The following is a 26,177-nucleotide window of genomic DNA, read 5'->3' as shown; positions in this document are numbered from 1 at the left end:
GTGTTTACCCGCCGGGATGGTACGTTTTCTCCGCATGTTTCAGCACATCTTCTTTGTAAAACAACACGTCTTTAAACTTGCCTTCTAAATACATTTCTGCTTGATCGGTAAAATGTTTGGAGTTTGGGTCGAAGGATTGGCCGCCGGTAATTACACTTTTTGCTTTGATCTTCGGCCCAAACTCCACCGCGGCAATAAAACTGTTGCCCGAATAACCGTAACGCTTTTTGGTGTCCATCGTCCGGCTAACAAAAGAAGGCAATTGTCCGAACGTGGAAGCAACCTGCGCAACTGGAATGCTCGGTTTTTGATCGCTAAAAACAGCATCATCCGGGCGCTGGTAACGGTTGATTTCGCCCCATTCCATCTTCCAGGAACCGTAACGGCTTTGCAAACTTTTTAAAGCTTCGGATAAATAAACCAACTCCTGCACAGGTTCTATAACTTTAAGCATTGCATTTACACGTTCTGTTTGATAGGTTGATTCTTCGGAGGATTTTGCTTTCGGCAGTGCCGTCATCATCCGCGTTCCCCATTCTACCGCCAAAGTTGTGGCGATGGAATGAATGGCGGAATTTCGGTCCCAACTTTTTAGGATTTGGATTGGTTCGGCCAAAGTTTGCTTTAACGAATCCGGTGCTTTTTGATAAGCTTGAAAAAGCGAAGGCAGTAGCACATCAAAAGCAGCCAGATGACGGTTGTAGCCCAAGGCGATCAGTTCATCCAAAGTTAGTTTCTGGCTGTTGCCGAGTAATTTACTGGCGGTAATGCCGCGGAAATTTTCGCCGTCGGGAGCCATGTAAGCCGGGTATTTTGTTTTATCAGGACTGCTTTTGCCGGAGGAAGTAAACGGCGTAGAATTGCAGTTTTGGATCCAACCGCTTGCCGGATTGATCACTTGTACAATCTCGTTTAAAGGATGAAGGCCTTGCCATTGGGTTGCCGTTGTGGTTCCGTCAACCGGCTGTGTCCAATCATATTTAATGCTTCTTTTAGGCATAAAATTTCCGTACCAAAAAGCCGTGTTGCCCTGGTCATCGGCATAAATGGTATTGTTTGTAGCGTTGGAAAGTAAGTCCATCGCTTTTTTATAATCGGAAAAAGTATTGGCTTTGGTAATGAGCCACGATTCGAGCAAGGCGTTATAAGAACGGTTGTTGGCTTTTAAGCTGAGCCATTTTCCGTTCCGGCTGCCCAAAACCGGGCCGTGCTGCGTGTAATAGCCGGTGATTTTTTCCTGAACGGTTTGATCGCCTTGCTTCACTTTAAAAATCAACTGCCGCTCGATGACTGGCTTTTGTTTCCCTTCGTATTCGTAAAACCACCCGTTGCCTTTTTTACTAACCTTTTCTTCGTACAAATCTGCCACATCTGCATAACTCGACGTATGCATCCAACCGCAATGCGCATTAAAACCCTGATAAATAAAAAATTGCCCCCACGTTACCGCGCCATAAGCGTTCAAGCCTTCCTCGCTAACCAACTGTACTTCACTTCGGAAATAAAAAGGCACATGCGGGTTGATATAGAGTAAAGCATGACCAGAAGCCGATTTTGAAGGAGAAATGGCAAAACCGTTGGAACCAATTTCTCTTTTATTTATTTCATCTTCAATCGTTTCTGGTTTGATTCCTTTAACTGACCCTAATTTTTCCGGACCGTTGGCATAAAACTGCTGCGTTTCGTTGAGGTTGATGCCGCCCGTAATGGTTGCCGCCACGCTGCCATCAGTAAACATCAAAGCATACCAAGGCTGGTAACGGTGAAAAACTTCCGGCTTCACCTCCGGATGTTTATACAGGTAATAATTCAGGCCATCGGCAAAAGCGTTCAGCAGCTTTTTAAATTTCGGTTCGCTGTTTTGATAATCTTTGATGGCATCGGCACTGTCGGCTATTAGTTGCAACTGCACATCGGTATATAAACTGCTTTCGCCGTTCACTTCGGCCTGTTTGCCCAACTGATACAAATAATTGCGTTCGATGCCTTTAAAATTTTCTTCGCATTGCGCGTACATCAATCCAAAAACCACGTTCGCATCGGTTTTACCATAAATATGCGGAACGCCCCAGTTATCCCGAATGATAATTACGCTTTTTGCTTCGGCCTGAAACCTGGCAATTTCTTTTGGTGTGAATTTTTGTGCAATTGAAAATAAAGGCAACAGCAAAAGGGCGACAAGCAGATTTTTCATCGGTAAAAGAAGTATTGAAGTTTAGAAAAGTACGCAAATTTATGTTAATCAAAAAAATAGGGGTAAAAGAAGCATGGTTCAACAATGAATTTGGCTATAGCTGTTTAACAACTTTCTCATTTTGACTACAAAATTCCTCAATTAGGTTATAGCTACCTTTCAACAGTTGCCCACTTTTGCAACAACAAAAAGCAAAAAAATGAAAATAATAATTACAGGTTCTATAGGGAACATCGGAAAACCACTCACAAAAGAGTTGGTAGAAAAAGGGCATGCGGTTACGGTCATCAGCAGTAAAGCCGAAAGACAAAAAGACATTGAAGCATTAGGCGCAAAAGTAGCTATTGGCACCATGCAAGATCCAGATTTTTTATCGGCAACTTTTAAAGGTGCGGATATAGTTTATTTGATGGAAACGTGGGAAGGTATTGGGAGTTTATTTGACAAAGATGTTGATTTTGAAGCAGGTATGCGCCAAATTGGCAACAATTACAAACAAGCTGTTGAACAGTCGGGCGTAAAACGCGTGGTGCATTTAAGCAGCATTGGCGCACATAGCGCGAAAGGGTACGGTTCTCTTTCTGTTCATTATCAGGTTGAAAATATTTTGAACCAATTGCCAAACGATGTTTCCATTAAATTTATGCGCCCTGTCGGTTTTTTCACCAATATCTTCAGGTCTATGCAAACCATAAAGGCGCAAGCTGCAGTTATTTCAAATCATGGCGGCGATGACAAAGAACCTTGGGTTTCGCCATTGGACATTGCATCTGCCATTGCCGAAGAAATGGAATTGCCTTTTGCGGGAAGAACCATTCGTTACATAGCAAGTGATGAAGTTTCGCCAAACGAAATAGCAAAAGTTTTGGGGGAAGCAATCGGAAACCCGGATTTAAAATGGCTTGTAATCCCGGACGAACAACTATTAAATGGAATGTTAGGTGCAGGTATTAACCCACAATTGGCCAATGGGCTTGTAGAAATGCAGGCAAGCCAAAGAAGCGGCTTATTGTACGAAGATTATTACCGCAACAAACCAAGGTTGGGTAAAGTGAAACTGGCAGACTTTGCTAAAGACTTTGCACAGGTTTATCATCAATAAACAAATCAAACATAATTAAAATGAAAAAAGTATTAATTACAGGGGCCAATAAAAGTATTGGTTTTGAAACCGCACGGCAGCTATTGCAAAAGGGATATTATATTTACCTCGGCAGCCGTGATTTAAAAAAGGGTCAGCAAGCGGTAGAAAAACTAAAGGCCGAAGGCTTGAACGAAGTGGAAGCGGTACAAATTGATGTGAGCGATTCTGAATCGGTAAAAGAAGCACGAACTGAAATAGGTAAAAAAACAGACGTATTAGATGCGCTTATTAATAATGCGGGCATCACAGGCGGCATGCCGCAGAGTGCCTTGGCTGCAAGTATTGATCAATTTAAAAATGTTTTCAACACCAATCTTTATGGTGTAATAAGAGTAACCCAGGCATTTATTGATTTGCTGAAAAAGTCGCCGGAGCCACGTATTGTAAACGTAAGTTCGAGCCAAGGTTCGCTTACCCAGGCCAGCGATCCAACTAATAAATACTATAACCATAAAGGGGCCGTGTATCAACCTTCCAAATCGGCACTGAATATGTACACCATTATTCTGGCTTATGAACTGAAGGATACACCGGTTAAAGTAAATGCGGTTGACCCTGGCTTTGTTAAAACCGATTTTAATAACCACCGCGGAACCGGGACTGTTGAAGAAGCTGGCACACGTATCGTTAAATATGCCATGATTGATGCTGATGGCCCTACAGGAAAGTTTTTTAGTGAAGAAAGCAACCCGGAAACCGGAGAAATCCCTTGGTAAAAATTTTAAAGAAGTTTAAATTAATAGCTCGGTTAAATTTTATTCAATATTATTTTATGCTTCTTTTATCACCTAAAAAATGGCAAGCTATTTATTAGATTTATTCAAATTAATGCAACACCAATTTTTACCGGATAAAAGAAGCATTAACAGTTTTTTTGGTATAAATTTAAACAGGCCCTAAATTGCAAAATGAAAAAGGAAGAACATTCACCTCGAAAATTTGAATCTTTAACCGACTTTCATTGCGTGTTCGGCTTGCCAAAGCCCTTGCACCCGATGATTAGTTTTATAAATATAAAAGATGTAAAAAATCATCGGCGATGAACGGTTCAGTTCATTTATGCTGGATTTTTATAAAATTTCGTATAAAACAAATCTTTGCGGCAAAGCCAAATACGGACAAAATTATTATGATTTTGGTGAAGGCGGTTTAGTTTTTACCGCACCAAACCAACTGTTTGAAACCCCTCCTGACAATGATGCAAGTTCGGGCTATATGCTGCTCATCCACCCCGATTTTTTATTGTCTTACCCTTTGGCAAAAAAAATCAAGCAGTACGGCTTCTTTTCTTATTCGGCCAATGAAGCGTTGCACCTGTCGGATAAAGAAAAAGCGACCATCATTTCGATTTTTAATATTGTGGAAGAGGAGCTGAACAGCCGGATAGACGATTTTAGCCAGGAGGTGTTAATTTCACAAATCGAATTATTGCTCAATTACGCCAACCGCTTTTACAAACGCCAGTTCATCACCCGCAAAGCAGTAAGCAATAATTTGTTACAAAAGCTGGAAGAAATTTTAGACGACTATTTTAACAACAATAAATCTTTAAGCCAGGGGATTCCGACAGTTCAATATCTTTCAGAACACTTAAATATTTCCCCAAGTTATTTAAGTGATATGCTGCGTTCGCTAACCGGACGAAATGCACAGCACCACATACACGATAAACTGATAGAAAAGGCAAAAGAGAAATTATCCTCCACCGGTTTATCAGTAAGTGAAATTGCATACGAATTGGGTTTTGAGCATCCGCAGTCTTTCAGCAAATTATTCAAGACCAAAACCAACTTTTCTCCCTTGGAATTTCGGCAATCTTTCAACTAACAAATCCACCAAAAAAACATCGGTAAAAGAAGTATCGTTCAACTTCTCAAATACGAAGCACCATTCAGGTCAATAATCCCGCCCGTCATAAATTCTAAACCGCTGCTTGCAAACATCGCTACGACATGGGCAACTTCTTCGGGTTTGCCCACGCGGTTTAATGGGCTTTGTTTCCGGATTTGTTCGCCTGCTTCTCCCGCCAAAACTTCGGAAGCCATATCGGTTTCAATAAATCCCGGCGCAATTACGCCAACGGTAATATTATGCGGTGCCAAAGCAACGGCCAGCGATTGGCTCATGGCATTTAAGCCGGCTTTACTGGCACCGTAAGCAGGATGGTCAGGCTCGCCGCGAAAAGCGCCACGCGAAGAAATATTGATAATTTTCCCTTCTTTTTGCGCGATCATTTGTTGGGCAGCAAAATAGCACAAGTTGGCCACGCCGGTTAAGTTGGTGCCCAACGTTTGCTTCCAGGCTTGCTGCCATTCCTGGTAACTTATGGTTTCAATTTTGTGTTCTGTAAAAATTCCGGCATTGTTAACCAACACATCCAAGTGCTTGTATTGATTTTGGAAATCCTGATAAAAACTTTCTACCGCTTCAGGATCAGCAACATCCAATTGAAAACAACAATGGTTTTGTTTTGGGTTGAGGCTGGCAACTACTTCTTCTGCTAAAGTTTTATTGGATTTGTAAGTGATGATAACATTTGCGTTCAACTCAGAAAATAGCTGCGCACAAGCTTTGCCGATCCCTCGGGAGCCGCCGGTAATCAAAACATTTTTATGGGCAAAATCAACTTGCATTATTTCAAACTTAAATAAAAAAACAGCCGATGCTTCTTTTAGCACTATAATTTAAGTGTGTTATGATTGTTTATAAAGCAAACGCGAGCCAAAAGTTTGAAAGAAAATCATCCTTGCGATAAACAAACTTTGCTTGCATTACATTTCACCCTTAAATAAAATTTTTAGGCAATGCTTCTTTTACCGGTATAAAAACGTTGTGCCATTTTCATAGAAAACAGAAAAACGCCGCATCGCTTGGTTTAACTGCCTGTAATTTGTTAAAATTGTTCTACCTATTTTTTTGAATGAAAAACAGTACTGCGCTTTTGCCGGAAACCCTGAAAGTTTTTGAAACCCTACCCGGTTTGTACCTTGTCTTGTCGGAAAGGCTAACCATTCTTTGTGCAAGCAATGATTACTTAAAAACTACCGGTAAAAACAGTATGGCTGTTTTGGGCCAATCTGTTTTTGATCATTTTCCACTCAATACTGATGAATTTAAAGCGCAGGGTTTAAGCCAAGCTTTGGCGCAAATGCTTCAAACGCTTCAACCTTTAGAGCTTCCGGTTTTGTGTATCGAACAGAATAACAGTGCCAGTTACTGGAAAACCACGCATACACCGGTTGTAAACGAAGCCGGGGAACTGCAATACATCATCCAGCAAACCATTAACGTTACGCAGCAAACCCTGGCCGAACAGCATTTAAAGCTGAATGCAGAACGCGAAAAAAACGCGCTTTTGGAAGCCCGGCAGTTAAGTATGCGTTTAGAAAAGTTTATGACGGAAATCCCGGCGCAGGTTGCTGTTGTTTCCGGGCCCGAATTTGTTTACGAGTTTGTGAACAGCCATTACCAAGAACAACTTTTCCCCGGGCGAACACTGGTTGGCAAACCACTTTTAGAAGCTGTGCCCGAAATTGCCGGGCAACCGGTAGAACAGGTTTTTCGGCATGTATATAAAACCGGCAAAACCGTTGAAGGAAAAGAAATGTACATCCCGCTGGCGCCAAAGGAAGGCGGGCCGTTGCAAGACCATTATTTTAACCTGATCCACCAGGCGCGGTTTGACGGGCAAGGCAACATAACCGGCGTTTTTACCTTTGCCTACGACATTACCGAAATGGTTTTGGCCAGGAAAGAGGTCGAAAAAAACGAACAGCAACTGCTCCTGCTCAACAACAACCTGGCCGAGGCCAACGAAGAAGTACAGGCATCGGTAGAAGAGCTGATCACCACGAACCAGGAGCTGCACCAGGCCCAGGAAACATTACGGCAGTTGAACACCGAACTGGAAGAACGGGTTGCTTTAAGGAGCCATCAGGCTTTAACGGCGCAGGCCGAATCGGAAAGCCAGCGATCACGCCTAAACCAGTTTTTGATGCAGGCCCCGGCCGGTATTTGCATTTTGGATGGGCCCAATTTTGTTTTCGAACTGATCAACCCACTGTACCAGCAGCTTTTTCCGGGCCGCAATTTGTTGGGGAAACCACTTTTAGAAGCTGTACCCGAAATCGAAGGCCAGCCTATTTGGGACATTATCCAAAACGTTTACCATACCGGTAAAACTTTTGAAGGAAACGAACTGCTGATACCGCTGGCCAGACAAGAAAATACGCTTTTAGAAGACCGCTATTTCAACTTTATTTACCAGGCCAGGCAGGATACGCAAGGCTGGGTAGACGGGCTGCTGGTTTTTGTTTTTGAAGTAACAGAATCTGTGATCAGCAAACGTTTGGTAGAAGAAAGCGAAAAACGGTTCCAGTTTCTGCTCAATGCCATACCGCAGCAGGTTTGGACAGCCAACCCAAACGGTGCTTTAAATTATGTAAACCAGGTTGTTTGTACCGATTTTGGCAAAAGCCAGGAAGATGTGGTTGGGCCAGGATGGAAAAACTTTATCCATCCGGATGATTTGCCAGGTTGCATACAAGCCTGGACAATTGCCCTGCAATCGGGCAATGAATATGTAACCGAGTTTCGGTTGTTAATGCAGAACGGCGGATACCAGTGGTTTCTGACCAGGGCAGTTCCGCTAATTGAAAATAACCAGGTTAAGCTTTGGATCGGCACCAATACCAATATAGATTTTCAGAAAAACAACGAGCAGAAAAAAGACGAGTTCATTTCTATCGCCAGCCACGAACTGAAAACGCCTTTAACCAGTATCAAAGCTTTTAACCAAATGATGAAGCGAACGACTGATTTGGTGAAAATGCAAAGCTTCGCACAAAAATCTGCCGAACATATCCTTCGTTTGGAAAGGCTGATCAGCGATTTTCTTGATGTAACCAAAATCAATGCGGGCAAAATGAACTACGCTTTCGAGCCATTCCAGTTTGGCGAAATGCTGGCAGGAAGCGTGGAAAGCGTACAGCATACATCGCCTTTGCACCAAATTATTTTAGAAAGTACGGTAGATGTGCTTTACACCGGCGACCGTTTCCGGATCGAGCAGGTAATCAATAACTTTTTGACCAATGCCGTTAAATATTCCCCCGAAGGAAAAACCGTGCTTGTAAACAGCGAAATCCAGTTGGACAACATCATCGTGTCGGTTCGGGATTTTGGAATTGGCATCGCCAGCCATGACCTGCAACACCTTTTCGAAAGGTATTACCGGGTTGATAATACCGCTATGAAATATGATGGCTTAGGTTTAGGCTTATTTATTTCTTCGGAAATTTTAACACGCCACTACGGCAGTTTTTGGATCGAAAGTGAATTGGGGCAAGGCTCTACCTTTTATTTCAGGTTGCCGCTTACTGCCAATAAAGGGTTAAAACTGGTGGTTGAACAAAATAGTTTTTATAAAGACGATTCGATTACCATTAGTTATAACAAAGGCCAACAGCGTTTGGATGTGGACTGGACGGGTTTCCAAAACCTGGAATCTGTAAAACACGGTTGTATGTTAATGCTGGACATGCTGAAAAACAACAAAGTGCACAAGGTACTGAACGACAATACGAACGTTTTAGGAACTTGGTCTGATGCGGCGGATTGGGCAGGGACAGAATGGTTCCCGATGATGGAAAAAGCAGGTTTAAAATACTTTGCCTGGATTTATTCGCCCAGCGCTTTCAGCAGGCTTTCTGCCAAAAAAAGTGTGGATGTGGCCGTTGGAAATGGCATCATACAATTTTTTACCGATATGCAATCGGCCGAAGAATGGATCAACAGCCAACAATAAAGGTTTGCCGATGCTTCTTTTATCACCTAAAAGTTGGCCTATGTTTTTTTAATGCGTTACCAATTTTATACCGATAAAAGAAGCATCAGGCCAAAATTTAAAACTCCAAATAAATGTGGCTAAACTTTTGGCCCGCGTTTGTAAATAATCAGGCCATTCAAAAAATTACGCAAAATTTGGTCGCCGCAAGGTTTAAAGTTGGGGTGGTCTTCTTTCCTGAAAATGGCGCCAAGTTCCGTTTTGGTGATCCTGAAATTAGCCAGTTCCAGCACTTTGATAATGTCGTCATCGGTAAACTGCATGGCCACGCGCAGCTTTTTCATAATATCGTTGTTGCTCATTTTGCTTGATCTGGTTTACCTTGAAATTTCGATTTTAACCTTTTTGTTCTTTAGTTTTTCGCCTTTTATCTTTTGCAAAACCCGTTCTGCCTGGTTGCGTTTGATGGCTGCGTAAGAGGCATGGTCTAAAACTTCAATCAGCCCTAAATCTTCTTTTTGCAATTCTCCTTTTTTCAGCAGCAAACCTACAATATCTACTTTGTTTACCTTGTCTTTTTTGCCGGCCGCAATGTACAAAGTAACCCAGGGCGAAGGTTGCGGAATGACCGGTTTCTGAGGCAGTTCTTCGATTTCCGGCATTTGTTTTAAATAAACCGGCTTTTCCTCAGGCGTTAAAATCAGGTACGAAGTCCCTTTGGCATACATCCGTGCGGTACGGCCGTTGCGGTGCAAAAAAGCTTCTTCGTTGTGCGGCAACTGGTAATGCACCACGTATTCAATCTCCGGAATGTCCAGCCCGCGCGAAGCTAAATCTGTGGTAATCAAAATTTTATAACTGCCGTTTCTAAACTTTAACAAAGCGCGCTCGCGGTCGTCCTGTTCCATGCCGCCATGAAAAACGCCGTTTGGCAAACCCATTTCCCACAATAAATCGCTGATGCGGTCAACGGCTTCGCGATGGTTGCAAAAAACCAAAGTTGCCCGGTCGCCAATTGTACAAACCAGGGCAAACAAAGCTTCCAGTTTGTCGGCTGCTTCGGTGATCACAACCTTTTGTTTCAAATCAGGAATGGCGGCCGAATTGGTCAAAAAATCCAGTTCTACCGGTTTTATTATTCCGGTAAACGCTGGTATTTCTTTCATTTTGGTGGCCGAAGTCAGCATCCGCCTTTTTACGGCTGGCAGTTGTTTGATGATGAAAGCCATATCTTCCTGAAAACCAAATTCCAGCGCTTTATCAAACTCGTCCAAAATTAAAGTTTGGATATTGGCCGTGCCGAAACTTTCGCGGCGCAGATGATGGGCAATCCTTCCCGGCGTTCCAATCAAAACCGCCGGTGGCTGCGAGAGATTGTTCCTTTCGGTTTTCACATCGTGGCCGCCGTAGCAGCAATTCACTTTAAAACCACTGCCCATCGAGCGAAAAACCTGTTCGATCTGCAAAGCCAGTTCACGCGAAGGGACCAGGATTAAGGCTTGTACGGCCGCCATTTCCCCATCAAGCACATCCAGCAGAGGCAACAAAAAACCTAAAGTTTTACCCGAACCTGTGGGCGAAAGCAAAATCACATCACTTTTTTTGGCTGCGCTGATGGCCGCCTGCTGCATTTCGTTCAGCGCGTTTATTTTGAGGTTTTGAAGAGCTTGCTTGATCATCAATTTGATTTTGGAAAAAAACCAAAGTTAAACTAATTGTGGGGTTTATGGTTGATGGTTCATTGGTCATGGTTGATGGTCAGCCTAAAATTTAGTGCATAAAAGAAGCATTGGCATTATCGGCAGAATAAGTTTTAATTGTGAACTTGTTTAAACTTTTTTATAAACAGAAACGATAGAAATCAGTCAAATGAAACCAACTCATCCCCCTAACCCCCTTCAAAGGGGGAAGCCTGTCGCCTACCTTTCTAACGTTTATAAGTTAGAGATGAAAAGGTTGGAAATGAATAGGTATGCGCCCTGGCCCTCTTCCCCCTTTGAAGGGGGTTAGGGGGATGACCTATATTTTTATGCCGATAAAAGAAGCATCCGGAAATTTATTTAAAAAACTTCTGTACTTATTTCCTTTTTATCGAAAAGAATTTAGACTAAAACCGGTTATGGATTTCCGTTATCACCCGCACCATTTCTCCGCTGATTTGCGCAGTCGGCCGTGTAAAATTGTTGTTCATGTAAGAGAACAGCAGCCTTTTGCCTTTTCTGGTAATCAAATAACCGCTTTGGTTGTGGTTGTTGGACAAACTTCCGGTTTTCCCCCAAACAAACGGAACGCCGTTATCCGTTTTGTAAGCATTTTTTAGCGTGCCCGAAACGCCGCCGGTTGGCAGCAAACTATGCAGTTTTTGTTCGTTGCCAACCTTGTCCCAAATTTTCTGAAGCAATGCAATCATCGTTTTGAGCGTAAACAAATTTTGGCGCGAAAGCCCGGAGCCGTCGGCCCATTGCGGTTCATCCGGCAAATCATTTAAAAAGTTTTTCTTGCTGTAAGCGATTGCATTTTCTGTACTTAACTTACCGCCAGGCAAGGTAGATGAGCAAACCAGCAACAATTGCTCGGCCACAAAATTATCGCTTGGCAAAAGCATTTGTTTGTAAACCGAATCGGCAGCAATGCTGTACAAGGTTTTTGCCGAAGCCGGCATTTGCAAGTTGATCAATCCGATTGGTTTTTTCAAAGTATCTTGCAACAATTCCAAAGTTAAACTTGCACTTGTTTTCCAGGGAATTTCCTGATGAAACTTGGATGGAACCAGACCGGCAGGATATACAAACTTGTTTTCTTCCAATGCTCTTTTTACCCTATAATTTTTAGGGTGAAAAGAAGTATCCATCTGCAAATACATTTTTAAATACGAAGGCCTGATTTGCAAGTTGCCTTGTGCATCGGCATCAATAAAAGCCACGTTATCTTCTATCGGCAACGCGGTAATATCAACCTGGTAATAATCATTGTAATCATCATAAGGCCAGCCCGCACCGTAAAAGTTGCCCGTATAATTGGATGCCGAATAGAACAATTTTTGCGTCGAACTTTTCAACAAATCAAAAGCTTTGGTTGATTTTAAAACCGAATGCAGGAAAGATGGATCGCCGGTTCCCCAAAAAATTAAAGAATCATTTTTGACCAAATAACGCAAACCGGGAACCGAATCGCCCAGCATTTGCAACGAAGTATAAAAAGTAAAAAGTTTGGTATTGGATGCAGGCGTAAAATACTTGTCGGCATTTTCCTGATAAATCATTTTCTTTTGGTCCTGGTCGTACAAAGCAAAACCCGTAAAATGATCTTTGTTGATGGCTGAGTTTTTTAAAATCCTGCTGATCTTATGTTTGGTAATTTGATGGGAACAACTTGAAAGCATACTGAAAATTAGGGCATAAAAACAGTATCGGAGTAAAGTTCTAATTTTAGATTTACAAACAAAAAAGTAAATTTTCGGCATAACAATCTTTTAACAATGACAATATTATATTAAAATATTAAAGCATAAGTTTGCAAAAGCAACAAAAATTTCAACCTTAATTTTAAACAATTACACGTTCCAAACCATCCAAGTAAGCCTGGTCAACATCGGCCCCAATTCCCGGCGTATCTTGGATTTCTAATTGCGAACCGTTGTATTGGCAACCACCAATTACCGGATCAATTTTGTGGCCCAATAAACAAGTATCCAAGTCAAAAAAACAGATATTTTTAAATGCCATCGCAAAATGGACATTTGCAGTTAAGGCCAAACGGCTTTCCAACATGCCGCCTTGCATACAATTGATGCCATTTTGTTCGGCAACTTGGTTGATTTTAATGGCTTCGTTGATGCCGCCGCTTTTGGCCAATTTGATGTTGATGTATTTGCAAGCTTTGTTTTGGATGATGCGTTCGGCATCATAATGGGTATAAACACTTTCATCGGCCATAATTGGAATCGGCGAAAGCTGGCAAAGTTTGGGCAACAGTTCATCATTGTAAGTGCGCATCGGCTGCTCGCAAAATTGGATATTGTAGGGCGCTAAATTTTGCAAGGTAAAAACAGCATCATCAAAAGCCCAACCTTGGTTTGCATCTAATCTTAATTTAATCTCCGGACCGATTGCATTTCGGATTTGTTTGATGCGCTCCACATCTTCAATCGGGTTTTTGCCCAATTTTACTTTGATGATATTGTAGGCTTGTGCCTTAAATTGGATGGCCGCTTGCGCCATTGCTTCCGGCGTTGCGATGCCAATGGTAATATCGGTTTCAATCTTTCGCTTTTCCCCGCCCAAAAATTGGTACAAAGGCTGGTTGGCTTGCTTGGCCGCCAAATCATACAAAAGCATGTCGAACGCACTTTTTATTGTGTAGTTTCTGGCGATAAACAAATCCAGTTCGGCCAACCGCGCTTCCCTATCCAAAACATCTTTTCCTTTCCACAAAGCGGCAAAATCTTTCGCGAGTTCGTAGCAGGTGTTTTGCGTTTCGCCAACGATCATCGGGAAAGCGGAACATTCACCCACACCCATCAAACCAGAATCGGTGTGCGCACGGATAAAGATATTTTGTGCAAAATCCATGGTGCCGGTTGCAATGGTAAAAGGCACCATTGGAATGGCATATTTATAGATTTCGAAAGCGGTGAATTTCATTACGAAATTAATTGTTTTGGTCATCTTCATCGTGAAGTTGTTCCAATGAATGCTTCTTTTACCGCCTAAAATTGGGAAAACATTTAATTTCGGGTTATTGAAATCAAACACCAATTTTTATGCGATAAAAGAAGCATTGGTATTTTTTACAGTTACCGGTTTTGTTACATCGGTTTGATACTGATTGCCGCGCCGCCGCCTTTTGCCAGTTTCAGGTTTAGTTTTGTTGCCGATGTAACCGTCATCTTTTTGATCTGGTACGATTCGGGGTTTGATTTCCAATCGGCATCGGCTCCATCGGCATAAACCGTGGCCGTGTATTTTTTGCCTTTATCCAGAAAATTTAATAAAATGGTACTGTTCCGGCTGTTTTCGTCCGTAATGGCACCAATAAACCAGTTGTTGCTGTTTTTTTCTTTTCGGGCAATGGTGATGTAGTCACCAGGCTCGGCCTCCAGTATTTTTGTGTCGTCCCAATCAGTAGCCACATCTTTGATAAACTGAAATGCGTCCGGGTGCTTTTCGTAATTCTCTGGTATATCTGCCGCCATTTGCAACGGGCTGTACATTGTGATGTATAAAGCCAATTGTTTTGCCAGTGTGGTATGCATTTGCCTGTTTGGGTCGCTTGAATAATTTTTGAGCTTGAAAATACCCGGCGTATAATCCATTGGCCCGCCCATCAACCGGGTGAAGGGCATAATGGTTTCATGTTCAGGAGGGCTGCCTATCGTAAAAGCATTGTATTCGTTTCCCCTGCCCGCTTCGCTGGCCATCCAGTTCGGGTAAGTTCTTTGTAGGCCGGTTGGGCGCACAGGTTCGTGCGCATCCAGCATGACGTGGTGTTCGGCAGCTTTTTGGGCAACGCGCAAATAATGGTTCACCATCCATTGCCCGTCGTGGTGCTCTCCCCGGGGGATGATCTTGCCAACATAACCTGTTTTTACCGCAGTATAACCATACTTGTTCATGTATTTATAAGCAGTGTCCAACTGTCGTTCATAATCGGTTGCCGAGCCGGAAGTTTCGTTGTGCATGATCATTTTTACGCCTTTTGCTGCTGCGTATCGGGTGATCTCATCAATATTAAAATCAGGATAAGGCGTTACAAAGCTGAACACGTTTTCCTTCCAAAACCCAAACCAGTCTTCCCAGCCAATGTTCCAGCCTTCTACCAAAACACCCGGAATGCTGTTTTTGGCAGCAAAATCTATGTAATGTTTTACGTTTGCCGTGTTGGCGCTGTGCATTCCATTTGGTATCAGTTTGCCATCGGCCGATAAAGAATCCGGGTAGTTGGAATAGATCCAGGTACCTTTGCCGGTTTGCATTTCCCACCAAACGCCTACAAATTTCATGGGCTTTATCCAGGAAGTGTTTTTGATTTTAGATGGCTCGTTCAAATTCAAAATCAATTTGGAAGCTAAAATATCAGTGGCCTTATCGCTTACCACAATCGTTCGCCACGGCGTACTAAACGGCGCATGGACAAAAGCTTTCGTTCCAACTGCATTCGGCACCAAACTGGCCGTTAGCTTGTAAGAACTGTTGTCAACATGCAGTTGCATTGCAGGGAAATCCACCAAAGCGGCCTCGTGGATGTTGATGTACAGCCCGTCTGCCGTTTTCATCATCAACGGTGTTTGTACGGCATGGGCGTCTGGCGCAATACGAATGGCAATTTCGGTTGAGTTTTTAACCATTTGCCGGTTGTCTATTTCGCTGATTCTGGACGTGGTATAAGGATATTCGTTGGTGTCGTAATCACCCGGGATCCAAAAGGTTTTATAGTCGCCGGCGAGGGCAAATTGCGTTGTCTCATCGGTAATGACAAAATACTGCAAATTGTGCTGCTTCGGGAAAACATACCTGAAACCTACGCCGTCGGCAAACACACGGAAAATAATGTCCATTGCCCGGGCAGGGGTTTTTTGTGTGAGGTGAACAGTAAGCTGCTGGTAATGGTTGCGGATGCGGTTTACCTCGCCCCAAACCGGGCTCCAGGTCGTGTCCACGGTTTTGGTTTCGGAAGAGGACACTGAAAAATTGCCGGTAAAAGAAGCATCGTCGGCAAGTTTAAAACCCATTTCAGAAGGTTTAATAACGGGTTTCCCGCCATAAAAAACGGCGTATTCCGGTTTCCCGTTGTTCAGCACAAATTCAAGTTTTACCTTGTCCATGCTTGCGCTTAAACTGTTGTTTTGGGCAATCAAATGGTTAAAAGTAAAAAGGCTAAGCAAAAGGGTAAAGATTTTTTTCATTTTTTGGTTCTTGGTTAATCATCAAATTTTGTCCGAATGGCCGTGTAAACTAATTATGCCTGCGTTATTGTCTACTTGTTTTGCAGGTTTATTTTGATCTGCCTTCAAAAATAATAAAAAGCTGCGATAAGGCCATGGTTCGGTTATGCAATGGCCTTAATATCTCTTTGCACGGCCAGGCAACGGGTTTCAAAAGGGCACTGTCTGGCGGCGAAGGCCAGAATAGCGGCACCAATTTTATACCAGTAAAAGAAGCATTGTCAAAAAACTGAAAACCGGTTGTTTAAATTTAAAACAAGAAGGTTTTACTGGCTCTAAATCAAAAAATCTAAAATAAAATTCTATTTCTGCCCAAGAACCAACTTTCAATTGTTCTTTTTTTAGGTTTTATCTACGTAAAACTTTAATTTTTCTTTCTTTTTATTGAAATATTATTAAAAACTTATTTTAAATCATGCATTCAATTGAAATAATACTAAAAATTATTAATTCAGTATGATTTTTATCATAAATACTTATCATTGTATATCGCACAAGGCAATTTTTAAAAAAAGAAACAACAGGTTCTCTCAAATTTTTATTAAAATTCAACAATTATGAAAACAGGGCCAGGTCAGCAAACAATTATTGTTATCGGAAACGGTATGGTTGGCTATAAATTTTGTGAAAAGCTGGTCAAAAAAACCAAATCGTTTAATTTAATTGTTTTTGGGGAAGAACCGCGCCGTGCTTACGACCGTGTTCATTTAAGCGAATACTTTAACGGCAAAACTGCGGACGACCTTTCGCTTTCTGCTGAAAACTGGTACGAAGAAAACAGCATCACGCTTTATTTAAGCGATCCGGTGCAGGAAATAAACCTGGCCGAAAAGAAAGTGCATTCGCGCAACGGCATCAGCTTAAACTACGATTATTTGGTTTTGGCCACCGGTTCCGGCGCTTTTGTGCCGAATATCCCGGGCATAGAAAAAGAAGGCGTGTTTGTTTACCGCACCATCGAAGATTTGGAAATGATGAAAGCACATGCGGCCAAATCAAAAAACGGCGCGGTAATGGGCGGCGGGCTGTTGGGCTTGGAAGCCGCCAAAGCTTTGCTGGATTTGGGCATCCAGGAAACGCATGTGGTAGAATTTGCACCGCGCTTAATGCCGCGGCAAATTGATTCGGCAGGCAGCAACCTGCTTCAAACTAAATTAAAAGAATTGGGCCTGAACGTCCACCTCAATAAAAACACTTCTGAAATAGCAGGCGGCCATAAAATTGAATCTTTAAAGTTTAATGATGAAACCGAGCTGAAAATTGATATGCTGGTGATTTCGGCTGGCATCCGCCCGCGCGACGAACTGGCAAAACTGGCCGGACTGCAAACCGGGACACGCGGCGGGATTATGGTGAACGAAAAAATGCAGACCAGCAATGAGTTTGTGTATGCCATCGGCGAGTGCGCGCTGTACGACAACATGATTTATGGTTTGGTTGCGCCGGGCTACGAAATGGCGGAAGTTGCCCTGAACCAGATTTTGGCAGGTGAAAAAGCTTTTTATGGGTTTGACATGAGCACCAAACTGAAACTGATTGGTGTGGACGTAGCCAGCTTTGGCGATAATTTTATTACCGAACCGGATTGCCGGACGATTGTTTTTGAGGATACGCACAAAGGCGTTTATAAAAGGATCAACATCAGCAACGACGGGAAATATTTGCTGGGCGGCATTTTGATCGGCGATGCAGACGCGTACAATATGCTGCTGCAAACAGTAAACAACAAATTGGTTTTGCCGCCAAACCCGGAAGATTTGATTCTGGGTGCACGCGGCGGAGAAGCAAGCGAAGGCGCGGGCGTGATGTCGCTTCCGGATACGGCTTTGATTTGTTCCTGCGAAGCCGTTTTAAAAAGTGCCATTTGTGATGCCGTAAATTTGGAAGGCGTTACCTCAGTGGATGGCATTAAAAAATGCACTAAGGCTGGCACAGGTTGCGGCGGCTGCGTTCCGTTGATCAAAGATTTGGTGGTTGGGACGATGAAAGAAAACGGCGTTTACATCAAAAATGTGATCTGCGAACATTTTGATTACTCCCGCCAGGAACTTTTGGACCTCATCAAACTCCATAAAATCAAAACTTACGACCATGCGCTCGATCTTTTAGGCCGCGGCGATGGCTGCGAAGTTTGCAAACCTGCTGTCGCCAGTATTTTGTCGGGAGCCTGGAACGATCTGATTATCAAACAAGATACGATCCAGGACAGCAACGACCGTTTTTTGGCCAACATTCAAAAAGGCGGAACTTATTCTGTAGTTCCGCGGATTGCCGGCGGCGAAATCTCTCCGGATGCTTTGATCGTGATTGGCCAGGTTGCCAAAAAATACAATCTGTACACCAAAATAACTGGCGGCCAGCGCATTGATCTATTCGGCGCACACTTAAACGATTTGCCGGATATTTGGGAAGAACTGATGGATGCCGGCATGGAAAGTGGCCACGCTTACGGCAAATCTTTGCGGACAGTGAAAAGTTGCGTGGGCAGTACCTGGTGCCGTTTTGGTGTGCACGACAGCGTTTCTTTTGCCATCCAAATTGAAAACCGTTATAAAGGGATCCGTTCTCCGCATAAATTAAAAAGTGGCGTGAGCGGCTGCGTTAGGGAATGTGCCGAAGCACAGGCCAAAGATTTCGGCATTATCGCGACCGAAAAAGGCTGGAACTTGTATGTGTGCGGCAACGGCGGCTCCAAACCGCAACACGCGCAGTTGCTGGCCAGCGATATTGATAGCGAAACCTGCATCAAATATTTAGACCGGTTCCTGATGTTTTACATCAAAACGGCCGATCCTTTAACGCGCACAGCAACCTGGCTCAATAAAATGGATGGCGGCATGAGCTATCTTAAAAACGTGATCATCAATGATAGTTTGGGGATTGCGCAACAACTGGAAGAGGAAATCCAGCACCTGATGAGCACTTACCATTGCGAGTGGAGCGAAGTGGTGAACGACCCGCAACTGCGCAAAAAGTTTACACATTTTGTAAACGCACCGGAAGAAAAAGACCCGACCGTTGCATTTGAGCCGCTGCGCGATCAGGTTCGGGCAAAAGAATGGTAGCGATGCTTCTTTTATCGCACAAAAATCATCAACATAAAAACATCCGGCAAAAACAGTATCAGTCCAAATTTGAGAAATGGCACAATGCTTCTTTTATCGCCTAAAAAACTTCAACCTAAAAAAACATGGATAAAAACAGTATAAATTATGGAAACTGAAGTATCAACAATTATAAACTGGTTTTTGGCCTGTGCCACAAACGATGTTCCGGAGAATGGCGGCGCTTGTGTAAAATACCGGGACGAGCAGATTGCCATTTTTAATTTCAGCCGAAGGAAAGAATGGTACGCCACGCAAAACCTTTGCCCGCACAAACAGCAAATGGTGCTTTCGCGCGGCATGATCGGCAGCACTGGTGATGCAATGGAACCGAAAGTGGCTTGCCCGTTCCACAAAAAAACATTTTCCTTAATTACCGGCGAATGTTTGAACGCGGAGGAATGCGCCATCAAAACGTACCCGGTAAAAGTGCAGGACGGGCGGGTTTACATCGGCGTGGAATAATTAAGCAGATGTATCTTGGGTAAGCTGGAGCAGTTTTTCGGGATCGAGGATTTTGAATTGCTTGCCCGAAACCTCGATCGTCCCGTTTTGCGCCAGCTCGTTAATCACCCTGAAAAGTGTTTCATAAGTGGTGCCAATGTACGAAGCCAAGTCTTGCCGGCTCAGTTCGATATCAATAAAACCGGCAGCCGTAAAACCGAATTGTTTGCCCAGGTTGATCAACGCCTGGCCAATGCGGCCTTTGACAGACATGTGGGCCAGGTTGCGCATTTTTCGTTCGGAAACCTGCAGTTCATCGGCAAAGAACTGGAGCAATTGGTACGTCAGTTCGTGGTTTACTTTTAAGGTAGCAGTAAAAAAATCAAGTTCAAAAAAACAAACCAGGCCAGGTTCGAGCGCGGTAGCCGTAACCGGATATTGCAAATCGCTGCCCAAACCGCGGTGGCCCAGGATCGCGCCATTTTTAACAAAACGGATAATCAACTCTTTATCGCCCCATTTTTTATGAACCTTAACATTACCCGAATAAACAAAGTACACGCCCATAACCGGGTCGCCTTCGTTAAAAATAATGTCGCCGCGCTTCACCGCAAAGTTCTTCCTGGAACTGGCCACGGCAGGCAGCCATTCCTTCAAACAAAGCTTGCACAAAAAACAGCTTTTCAGGTCGCAGGCTATTTTACTTGGTTTCATTCAAAAGCTTTAAACAGGATAAAAGGCTACAATAATAGCTATTAATTTTTGCGGAGGCCGATCATAATCTTTAAAAAAACCAACCTAAAACCAAACCACACGATGAATAAAAATCTACTCTTGTTGCTTACTGTTTTTATGCCAATAATTTTGAGTTGGCAGCACGCTTCGGCACAAATATCTTTGACTGGGCAGTTGCGGCCCCGTGCCGAATACCGCGATGGCTACGGAACTTTAGAACCTAAAACATCCAAACCGGCCGGCTTTGTTTCGCAACGCGCAAGGCTGGTTTTCAATTATAAATCCAGCCGTGTCATCTTCCAAACCAGCATCCAGGATGTACGTGTTTGGGGCCAGGATGCTTCATCCATCAGCAATGCCGACGGCAATAAACTGTTTGTGCACGAAGCCTGGGCCGAATTGGTTTTATCCAACAAAAAAGATACTTCCTTTAAAAAACCCCTTTTTGATTATTTGGGCCTGAAGATTGGCCGCCAGGAACTGGTTTACGATGACGAGCGTTTGCTGGGCGGTTTCGACTGGCAGCAGCAAGGCCGAAGGCACGATGCCGCGGTTTTGAAAATGCTGAACAAAGGTTTTCAGGTTGATCTGGGCGCGGCTTACAACCAAAATACGGACGCGGTAAATTACAACGGCACCTATTACACGCCGGTCAATGTGCCGGCAACGATTAAAGACAGCAAAGGAAATCTGGTAAATACGCCTGCCGGTTTTATCCCGCTGCTTAATGCGGCCGGCATCAGTTCTAAAACCGGCAACCCGGGTTTTAGCAATCCGCCAAGTTCTAACGCCGCTTCGCAGGATTACAAATCGTTTGAGTATTTATATGCGGCCAAAACTTTTCATCAAACTAAAATCTCCGGGTTGTTTTTTGTTGACCAGTTTGGAAAATACATTCTTGATTCTGTTAAAAATACCGCAGGCACCGATGTAGGTTACGTTTACGGTCGGCGTTTTAACCAAACCGGTTTAAACACACGTTACACAACCGGTTTGATGCTGGTTTCCCCGTTCGGAGATAAAAGTCCGTTTGGGATAAGCACGGCGTTTTATTACCAGGGCGGCCACGACCGCGACGGGCTTTCGTTAAGCGCTTACACTTCTACCATTGCTTTATCATACCAGCAAAAGCTGTTCAGGTTTACGCCCGGCTGGGATTATTTGTCGGGCAACGATGCTTTTTCAACCTCGACCACCAACCACCGTTTTGACCCGCTTTATGGCACGCCGCACAAGTTTTGGGGTTTTATGGATTATTTCTATGCCGGTTCCGGTTCTCCGGCTGGTGGTTTAAGCGATGCTTACTTCAAGATCAAATACCTCAGCATTAACAAACGCTTTAACGCCGGTTTGGATTACCACTATTTTGCTTTGGCACAAAACCAAAGAGGTGTTGCAGGCGATGCCATCAAAAAGTATCTGGGCAGCGAGTTCGATTTGGTAGGCAATTACAGCCTCAACAAATTTACTTCGGTAGAAGCAGGTTTTTGCGTGATGGCTGCTGCCCAAAGCATGGAATACGCCAAAAACTTAACGCCACTATCAACCCATTTAAACAATGTTTGGAGCTACCTCCAGATCAACATTCGCCCCGATTTTTTTAGCAAGTAAAAACAGCATTATCCATAAAACCATCAACCTCAAAAATTAAAAACCATGTTTACAAACGCACAGCACCAGCTTACCAAGCTCAATGTATTTTCTGCAAAAGGAATCCAGATGCGGACGTTCCAAATTACCTGGCTCATGTTTTTTGTCTGCTTTTTCGGCTGGTTTGGCCTGGCGCCGCTTATGCCGACGATTCGTGTAGAACTTGGTTTGACCAAGGCACAAGTGGGCAACACCATCATTGCTTCCGTGGCTTCCACTATTTTTTTTAGGTTGATTGTAGGCAGGCTTTGCGATACCTGGGGCCCGCGAAAAACGGCCGTGCGCCTGCTGCTCGTGGGTTCGCTGCCGGTTTTTCTGGTTGGTTTGGCGCACGATTATACTACGTTTTTACTGTTCCGTTTGGCCATCGGTATGATTGGCGCTTCTTTCGTCATCACCCAATACCACACTTCCATGATGTTTGCGCCCAACATCAAAGGCACGGCAAACGCGGTAACCGGCGGCTGGGGAAACTTGGGCGGAGGCGTAACCAATATGGTGATGCCGTTGATTTTTGCCGCCATCGTGGGTTTCGGTTATACCAAAGCTGAAGCCTGGCGTTATGCCATGATCGTTCCAGGAACGATGATGCTCGTCCTTGCTTTTTTGTATTGGAAATATACTAAAGATACGCCGCAAGGAAACTTCAATGAAATTAACCGGGTAAAAACAGCATCGGCAAAAACAGACTGGAGCGTACTGGCCGACTGGCGCATTTGGGCTTTGACCCTGGCTTACGCAATGTGTTTCGGTATGGAAATTACGTTTGATAACGTGGCTTCCTTGCACTTCGTGGATACCTTCCACTTGTCGCAAAGCAATGCCGGTTTTTGGGCTGGCGTTTTTGGGATGATGAATATTTTTACCCGCGCATTGGGCGGTTTTGCTTCGGATAAAGTTGGTTTTAAGTTTGGCATGAAAGGAAAAGGCCTGCTGCTGGCCGGTATGTTGCTGCTGGAAGGATTGGGTTTGCTGCTTTTTGCCCAGGCCGGAAGCTTGGTAATCGCCATCATCACGATGCTGACGTTTGCGCTTTTCCTTAAAATGTCCAACGGCGCAACTTACGGCATCGTGCCTTTTATCAACACCAAAAATGTAGGCATGGTAAGCGGCGTGGTTGGCGCAGGTGGAAACCTGGGCGGCATGCTGTTCGGCTTTTTGTTCAAATCCGAAACAATCACTTATGTACAGGCCTTTACTTATATTGGTTTTGCGGTGATTGCTGTTGCGCTGATCGTGCTGGTTACGCGCTTCTACAAAACAGCAGCTTCCGAAGAAACGGATATGGATTTTAGTTCGGTAAAAGTAGCATAAGCAATAGTGATGCTTCTTTTATCGGATAAAAATTAAGTTCATCCCCCTAACCCCCTTCAAAGGGGGAAAAGGGCCAGGGCGCACATCTTACAATCTCCGAATTTCTAAAGTTTAGAAAGGTAGGCGTCAGGCTTCCCCCTTTGAAGGGGGCCAGGGGGATGAATCTACAAAAAAACGATCAAGACTTTTAAATCAAAATCGAATGCCCGCAAAGGATAAAGAAAAAAACCAGTACGCTTCTACCTGCTGCTATTGCGGCGTGGGTTGCGGCGTGGTGGTGAGCAAGGAAAAGAATGGCACGATCACTTTAGAAGGCGATCAAAACCATCCGGTGAACAAAGGGATGCTTTGCAGCAAGGGTTTAAACCTGCATTATACCGTGAACGATAAAAGCGACCGGTTGCTGTACCCGCAAATGCGCTACAACAAAAGTATGCCTTTGCAGCGCGTAAGCTGGGACGAAGCGATGGAGCGCACCGCCGCCGTTTTTAAAACTTTTATCGAAAAGTACGGGCCGGATTCGGTTGCTTTTTACGCTTCCGGACAGTGCCTGACGGAAGAATATTACGTGCTTAACAAGCTGATGAAAGGCTTTATCGGCAGCAACAACATTGATACGAATTCGCGTTTGTGCATGAGCAGTGCCGTGGCAGCCTACAAAATTGCTTTGGGCGAAGACAGCGTTCCGATTTGTTATGACGATATCGAGCTTGCCGATTGCTTCTACGTTACCGGCGCCAACCCGGCCTGGTGCCATCCAATTTTGTGGCGACGGGTGGAAGCGCACAAAGCAGCGCACCCGGAAGTGAAGATGATTGTAGTTGACCCGCGCGTTACCGATTCTTGCGCGCTGGCCGATCTTCACCTGCAAATCAATCCCGGAACGGATATTATTTTGAACCATGCCATCGGCCGTTTACTGATTGAAAACGGTTTTGTGGATTCGAGTTTCGTTGCCCAACACACGCAAGGTTACGAGGATTATGCGAGAAGTGTTTTCAGCAGGACGATCAGTGAAGCCGCTGAAATTTGTGGCATAAAAGAAGCATCGCTCCGTTTGGCGGCGCAATACATTGGCGAAGCGCAAGGTTTTATTTCGATGTGGACGATGGGTTTGAACCAGAGTTCCATCGGCGTAAACAAAAACCTTAGCCTCATCAACTTAAACCTCATTACCGGAAAAATCGGGAAACCCGGTTCCGGACCGTTTTCATTGACCGGCCAGCCAAATGCGATGGGCGGCCGCGAAGTTGGCGGGATGGCAAATATGTTGCCCGCGCATCGCGATTTGAACAACCCGCAGCACCGGCAGCAGGTGCAGGATTTTTGGGGCGGAACCATCATCTCGCCAAACCCGGGATTTACGGCAACCGAAATTTTTGAAGCGTTAAACGATGGAAGATTGAAAGCGGTTTGGATCATCTGCACCAATCCGTTAACCAGTTTGCCCAACGTTCGGCTGGCAGAAGAAGCATTGAAAAAAGCCAAGTTTGTGGTCGTTCAGGAAATCAGCAATAAACCTGAAACCCTGAAATTTGCCGATGTTGTTTTGCCGGCTGCATCTTGGACGGAAAAAGAAGGCACGATGACCAATTCCGAAAGGCGCATCAGTTACCTGGCAAAAGTTTTGGAACCGCCGGGCGAAGCTTTGCCGGATATGGAAATTACTTGTCGTTTTGCACAGAAAATGGGTTTTCCGGGTTTTGGTTTTGCATCGGCAGCCGAAGTTTTTAAAGAACATGCACAGCTTACAGCCAAAACCAGTATTGATATCAGCGCATTGGATTACAATATTTTAAAAGCGCAAAAAACAGTACAATGGCCTTACCGCAAAAAAGGTTTGCCGCAAGGAACAGAACGCCTGTTTACCGATAACCAGTTTTACACGCCCACCAAAAAAGCAGTGATAAAAACAGTATCTGATGGTTTCATCAGCGAAAAACCGGATGCTGATTTCCCGCTTGTGTTAACGACCGGCCGAATCCGCGACCAATGGCACACAATGAGCAAAACCGGAAAAGTAAGCAAGCTGAACAAACACATTTCCGAATCTTATTTAGAGATTAACCCGGAAGATGCGGCAATATTGGGAATCAAAAATGATGATTTGGCAACGATTAAATCGCGCCGCGGGGAAGTGCGCGTCAAAGCAAAACTTAGTTCTTCCATCAAACCCGGCGTTGTTTTTCTGCCGATGCACTGGGGCAAAATCTTAAACAATGATTTAAACCGCGCCAATAATTTAACGAACGATCTGGTTGACCCCATTTCCAAAGAACCTGATTTTAAGTTTTGTGCCGTTCATGTTGAAAAATATGTAAAACCCGTTCAGCGGATCATCATTATTGGTGCTGGTGCCGGTGCTTTTGGTTTTATAAAATCCTACCGGGAACTAAACCAAGACGACGAGGTTATCATCTTCAGCAAAGAAAACAACCCTTTTTACAACCGCGTGATGCTGCCCGATTACATCAGCGGCGAACAAACCTGGCAACAATTGGTGAAGATGACGGACGAGGAAGAACCGGGATACAACATCCGTTTGCTGCGCGGCGTAAGCGTGGAGAAGATTGACCGCGAGGCGAAGTTTGTGCTTGATTCGCGCGGCATCAAAACCAATTATGATGTGCTGGTGATGGCTACCGGCAGCCGCGCCGCTGTTCCAAAAAACATACCTGCTTTGCCCGGTATTTTTACCATGCGCAGCCGTTTGGATGCCGATAATTTCAAACAACATATCCCTAAAAATGGCCACGTTGTGATTGCAGGCGGTGGTTTGCTGGGGCTTGAAATGGCAGCCTCGCTTCGGGAAATAGGCATCAAGATAACTTTGGTGCACCGGGTTTCGCGCTTTTTAAACAAGC

Annotated in this window: 17 protein-coding genes; 9 read left to right on the top strand and 8 right to left on the bottom strand. The window is 44.1% G+C overall.

Annotated elements, in window-relative coordinates:
- Nucleotides 1–4 precede the first annotated feature (4 nt).
- A complete protein-coding gene (locus Q0192_RS10795) occupies nt 5–2,194 on the bottom strand; it encodes a penicillin acylase family protein (protein WP_299289493.1) in 2,190 nt (729 codons plus the stop codon).
- Nucleotides 2,195–2,393: 199 nt separating this feature from the next.
- On the opposite strand from Q0192_RS10795, the gene Q0192_RS10790 reads away from it, so the two are divergent.
- From Q0192_RS10790 to Q0192_RS10780, 3 genes are all read left to right on the top strand, one after another.
- Nucleotides 2,394–3,296 carry an NAD(P)H-binding protein gene (locus tag Q0192_RS10790; RefSeq protein WP_299289492.1) on the top strand — a complete coding sequence of 301 codons (903 nt, stop codon included), beginning with the start codon at nt 2,394–2,396 and terminating at the stop codon, nt 3,294–3,296.
- A 20-nt stretch (nt 3,297–3,316) separates the two neighbouring features.
- Complete coding sequence (locus tag Q0192_RS10785) at nt 3,317–4,054, top strand: SDR family oxidoreductase (RefSeq protein WP_299289491.1); 738 nt, start codon at nt 3,317–3,319, stop codon at nt 4,052–4,054.
- Nucleotides 4,055–4,397: 343 nt separating this feature from the next.
- Nucleotides 4,398–5,165 carry a helix-turn-helix transcriptional regulator gene (locus Q0192_RS10780; RefSeq protein WP_366518178.1) on the top strand — a complete coding sequence of 256 codons (768 nt, stop codon included), beginning with the start codon at nt 4,398–4,400 and terminating at the stop codon, nt 5,163–5,165.
- A gap of 38 nt (nt 5,166–5,203) precedes the next feature.
- On the opposite strand, the gene Q0192_RS10775 is transcribed toward Q0192_RS10780, so the two are convergent.
- Nucleotides 5,204–5,971 carry an SDR family oxidoreductase gene (locus tag Q0192_RS10775; protein ID WP_299289490.1) on the bottom strand — a complete coding sequence of 256 codons (768 nt, stop codon included), beginning with the start codon at nt 5,969–5,971 and terminating at the stop codon, nt 5,204–5,206.
- A gap of 287 nt (nt 5,972–6,258) precedes the next feature.
- On the opposite strand from Q0192_RS10775, the gene Q0192_RS10770 reads away from it, so the two are divergent.
- Nucleotides 6,259–9,144, top strand: a complete 2,886-nt coding sequence (locus tag Q0192_RS10770) for a PAS domain-containing protein (RefSeq protein ID WP_299289489.1) — start codon at nt 6,259–6,261, stop codon at nt 9,142–9,144.
- Nucleotides 9,145–9,263: 119 nt separating this feature from the next.
- Here Q0192_RS10770 and Q0192_RS10765 read toward each other — a convergent pair whose 3' ends face one another.
- The 5 genes from Q0192_RS10765 to Q0192_RS10745 form a co-directional block, all read right to left on the bottom strand.
- The gene (locus Q0192_RS10765) at nt 9,264–9,485 is read right to left on the bottom strand and encodes a DUF1456 family protein (protein ID WP_299289488.1); all 222 of its coding nucleotides are present in this window, start codon (nt 9,483–9,485) and stop codon (nt 9,264–9,266) included.
- 15 nt (nt 9,486–9,500) lie between these two features.
- The gene (locus tag Q0192_RS10760; RefSeq protein WP_299289487.1) at nt 9,501–10,802 is read right to left on the bottom strand and encodes a DEAD/DEAH box helicase; all 1,302 of its coding nucleotides are present in this window, start codon (nt 10,800–10,802) and stop codon (nt 9,501–9,503) included.
- A 428-nt stretch (nt 10,803–11,230) separates the two neighbouring features.
- Nucleotides 11,231–12,505: a D-alanyl-D-alanine carboxypeptidase gene (locus Q0192_RS10755; protein WP_299289486.1), complete on the bottom strand. Its 1,275-nt coding sequence runs from the start codon at nt 12,503–12,505 to the stop codon at nt 11,231–11,233.
- A 163-nt stretch (nt 12,506–12,668) separates the two neighbouring features.
- Complete coding sequence (locus Q0192_RS10750; protein ID WP_299289509.1) at nt 12,669–13,766, bottom strand: mandelate racemase/muconate lactonizing enzyme family protein; 1,098 nt, start codon at nt 13,764–13,766, stop codon at nt 12,669–12,671.
- A gap of 164 nt (nt 13,767–13,930) precedes the next feature.
- Nucleotides 13,931–16,027: a glycoside hydrolase family 97 protein gene (locus tag Q0192_RS10745; protein WP_299289485.1), complete on the bottom strand. Its 2,097-nt coding sequence runs from the start codon at nt 16,025–16,027 to the stop codon at nt 13,931–13,933.
- Nucleotides 16,028–16,623: 596 nt separating this feature from the next.
- On the opposite strand from Q0192_RS10745, the gene nirB reads away from it, so the two are divergent.
- Both nirB and nirD read left to right on the top strand, forming a co-directional pair.
- On the top strand, nt 16,624–19,131 hold the full coding sequence (nirB, locus tag Q0192_RS10740; protein ID WP_299289484.1) for a nitrite reductase large subunit NirB: 2,508 nt from the start codon (nt 16,624–16,626) through the stop codon (nt 19,129–19,131).
- 147 nt (nt 19,132–19,278) lie between these two features.
- The gene (gene nirD, locus Q0192_RS10735; protein WP_299289483.1) at nt 19,279–19,635 is read left to right on the top strand and encodes a nitrite reductase small subunit NirD; all 357 of its coding nucleotides are present in this window, start codon (nt 19,279–19,281) and stop codon (nt 19,633–19,635) included.
- Here nirD and Q0192_RS10730 read toward each other — a convergent pair whose 3' ends face one another.
- On the bottom strand, nt 19,636–20,328 hold the full coding sequence (locus tag Q0192_RS10730; RefSeq protein WP_299289482.1) for a Crp/Fnr family transcriptional regulator: 693 nt from the start codon (nt 20,326–20,328) through the stop codon (nt 19,636–19,638).
- A 102-nt stretch (nt 20,329–20,430) separates the two neighbouring features.
- Between Q0192_RS10730 and Q0192_RS10725 the strand changes: the two genes are divergently transcribed.
- From Q0192_RS10725 to Q0192_RS10715, 3 genes are all read left to right on the top strand, one after another.
- Nucleotides 20,431–21,960 (top strand): alginate export family protein, encoded by a 1,530-nt coding sequence (locus Q0192_RS10725; protein WP_299289481.1) that lies wholly within the window; start codon nt 20,431–20,433, stop codon nt 21,958–21,960.
- Between the two features lie 45 nt (nt 21,961–22,005).
- Nucleotides 22,006–23,313: an MFS transporter gene (locus Q0192_RS10720; protein ID WP_299289480.1), complete on the top strand. Its 1,308-nt coding sequence runs from the start codon at nt 22,006–22,008 to the stop codon at nt 23,311–23,313.
- A gap of 202 nt (nt 23,314–23,515) precedes the next feature.
- Nucleotides 23,516–26,177, top strand: a 2,662-nt coding sequence (locus tag Q0192_RS10715) for a molybdopterin-dependent oxidoreductase (protein ID WP_299289479.1), incomplete at its 3' end; no start/stop codon positions are given.

Source organism: uncultured Mucilaginibacter sp. (genome assembly GCF_937859865.1).
Lineage (GTDB): Bacteria > Bacteroidota > Bacteroidia > Sphingobacteriales > Sphingobacteriaceae > Mucilaginibacter_A.
Note: the sequence above shows the minus strand (reverse complement) of the source record. Positions and strands in the feature narration are given on the sequence as shown.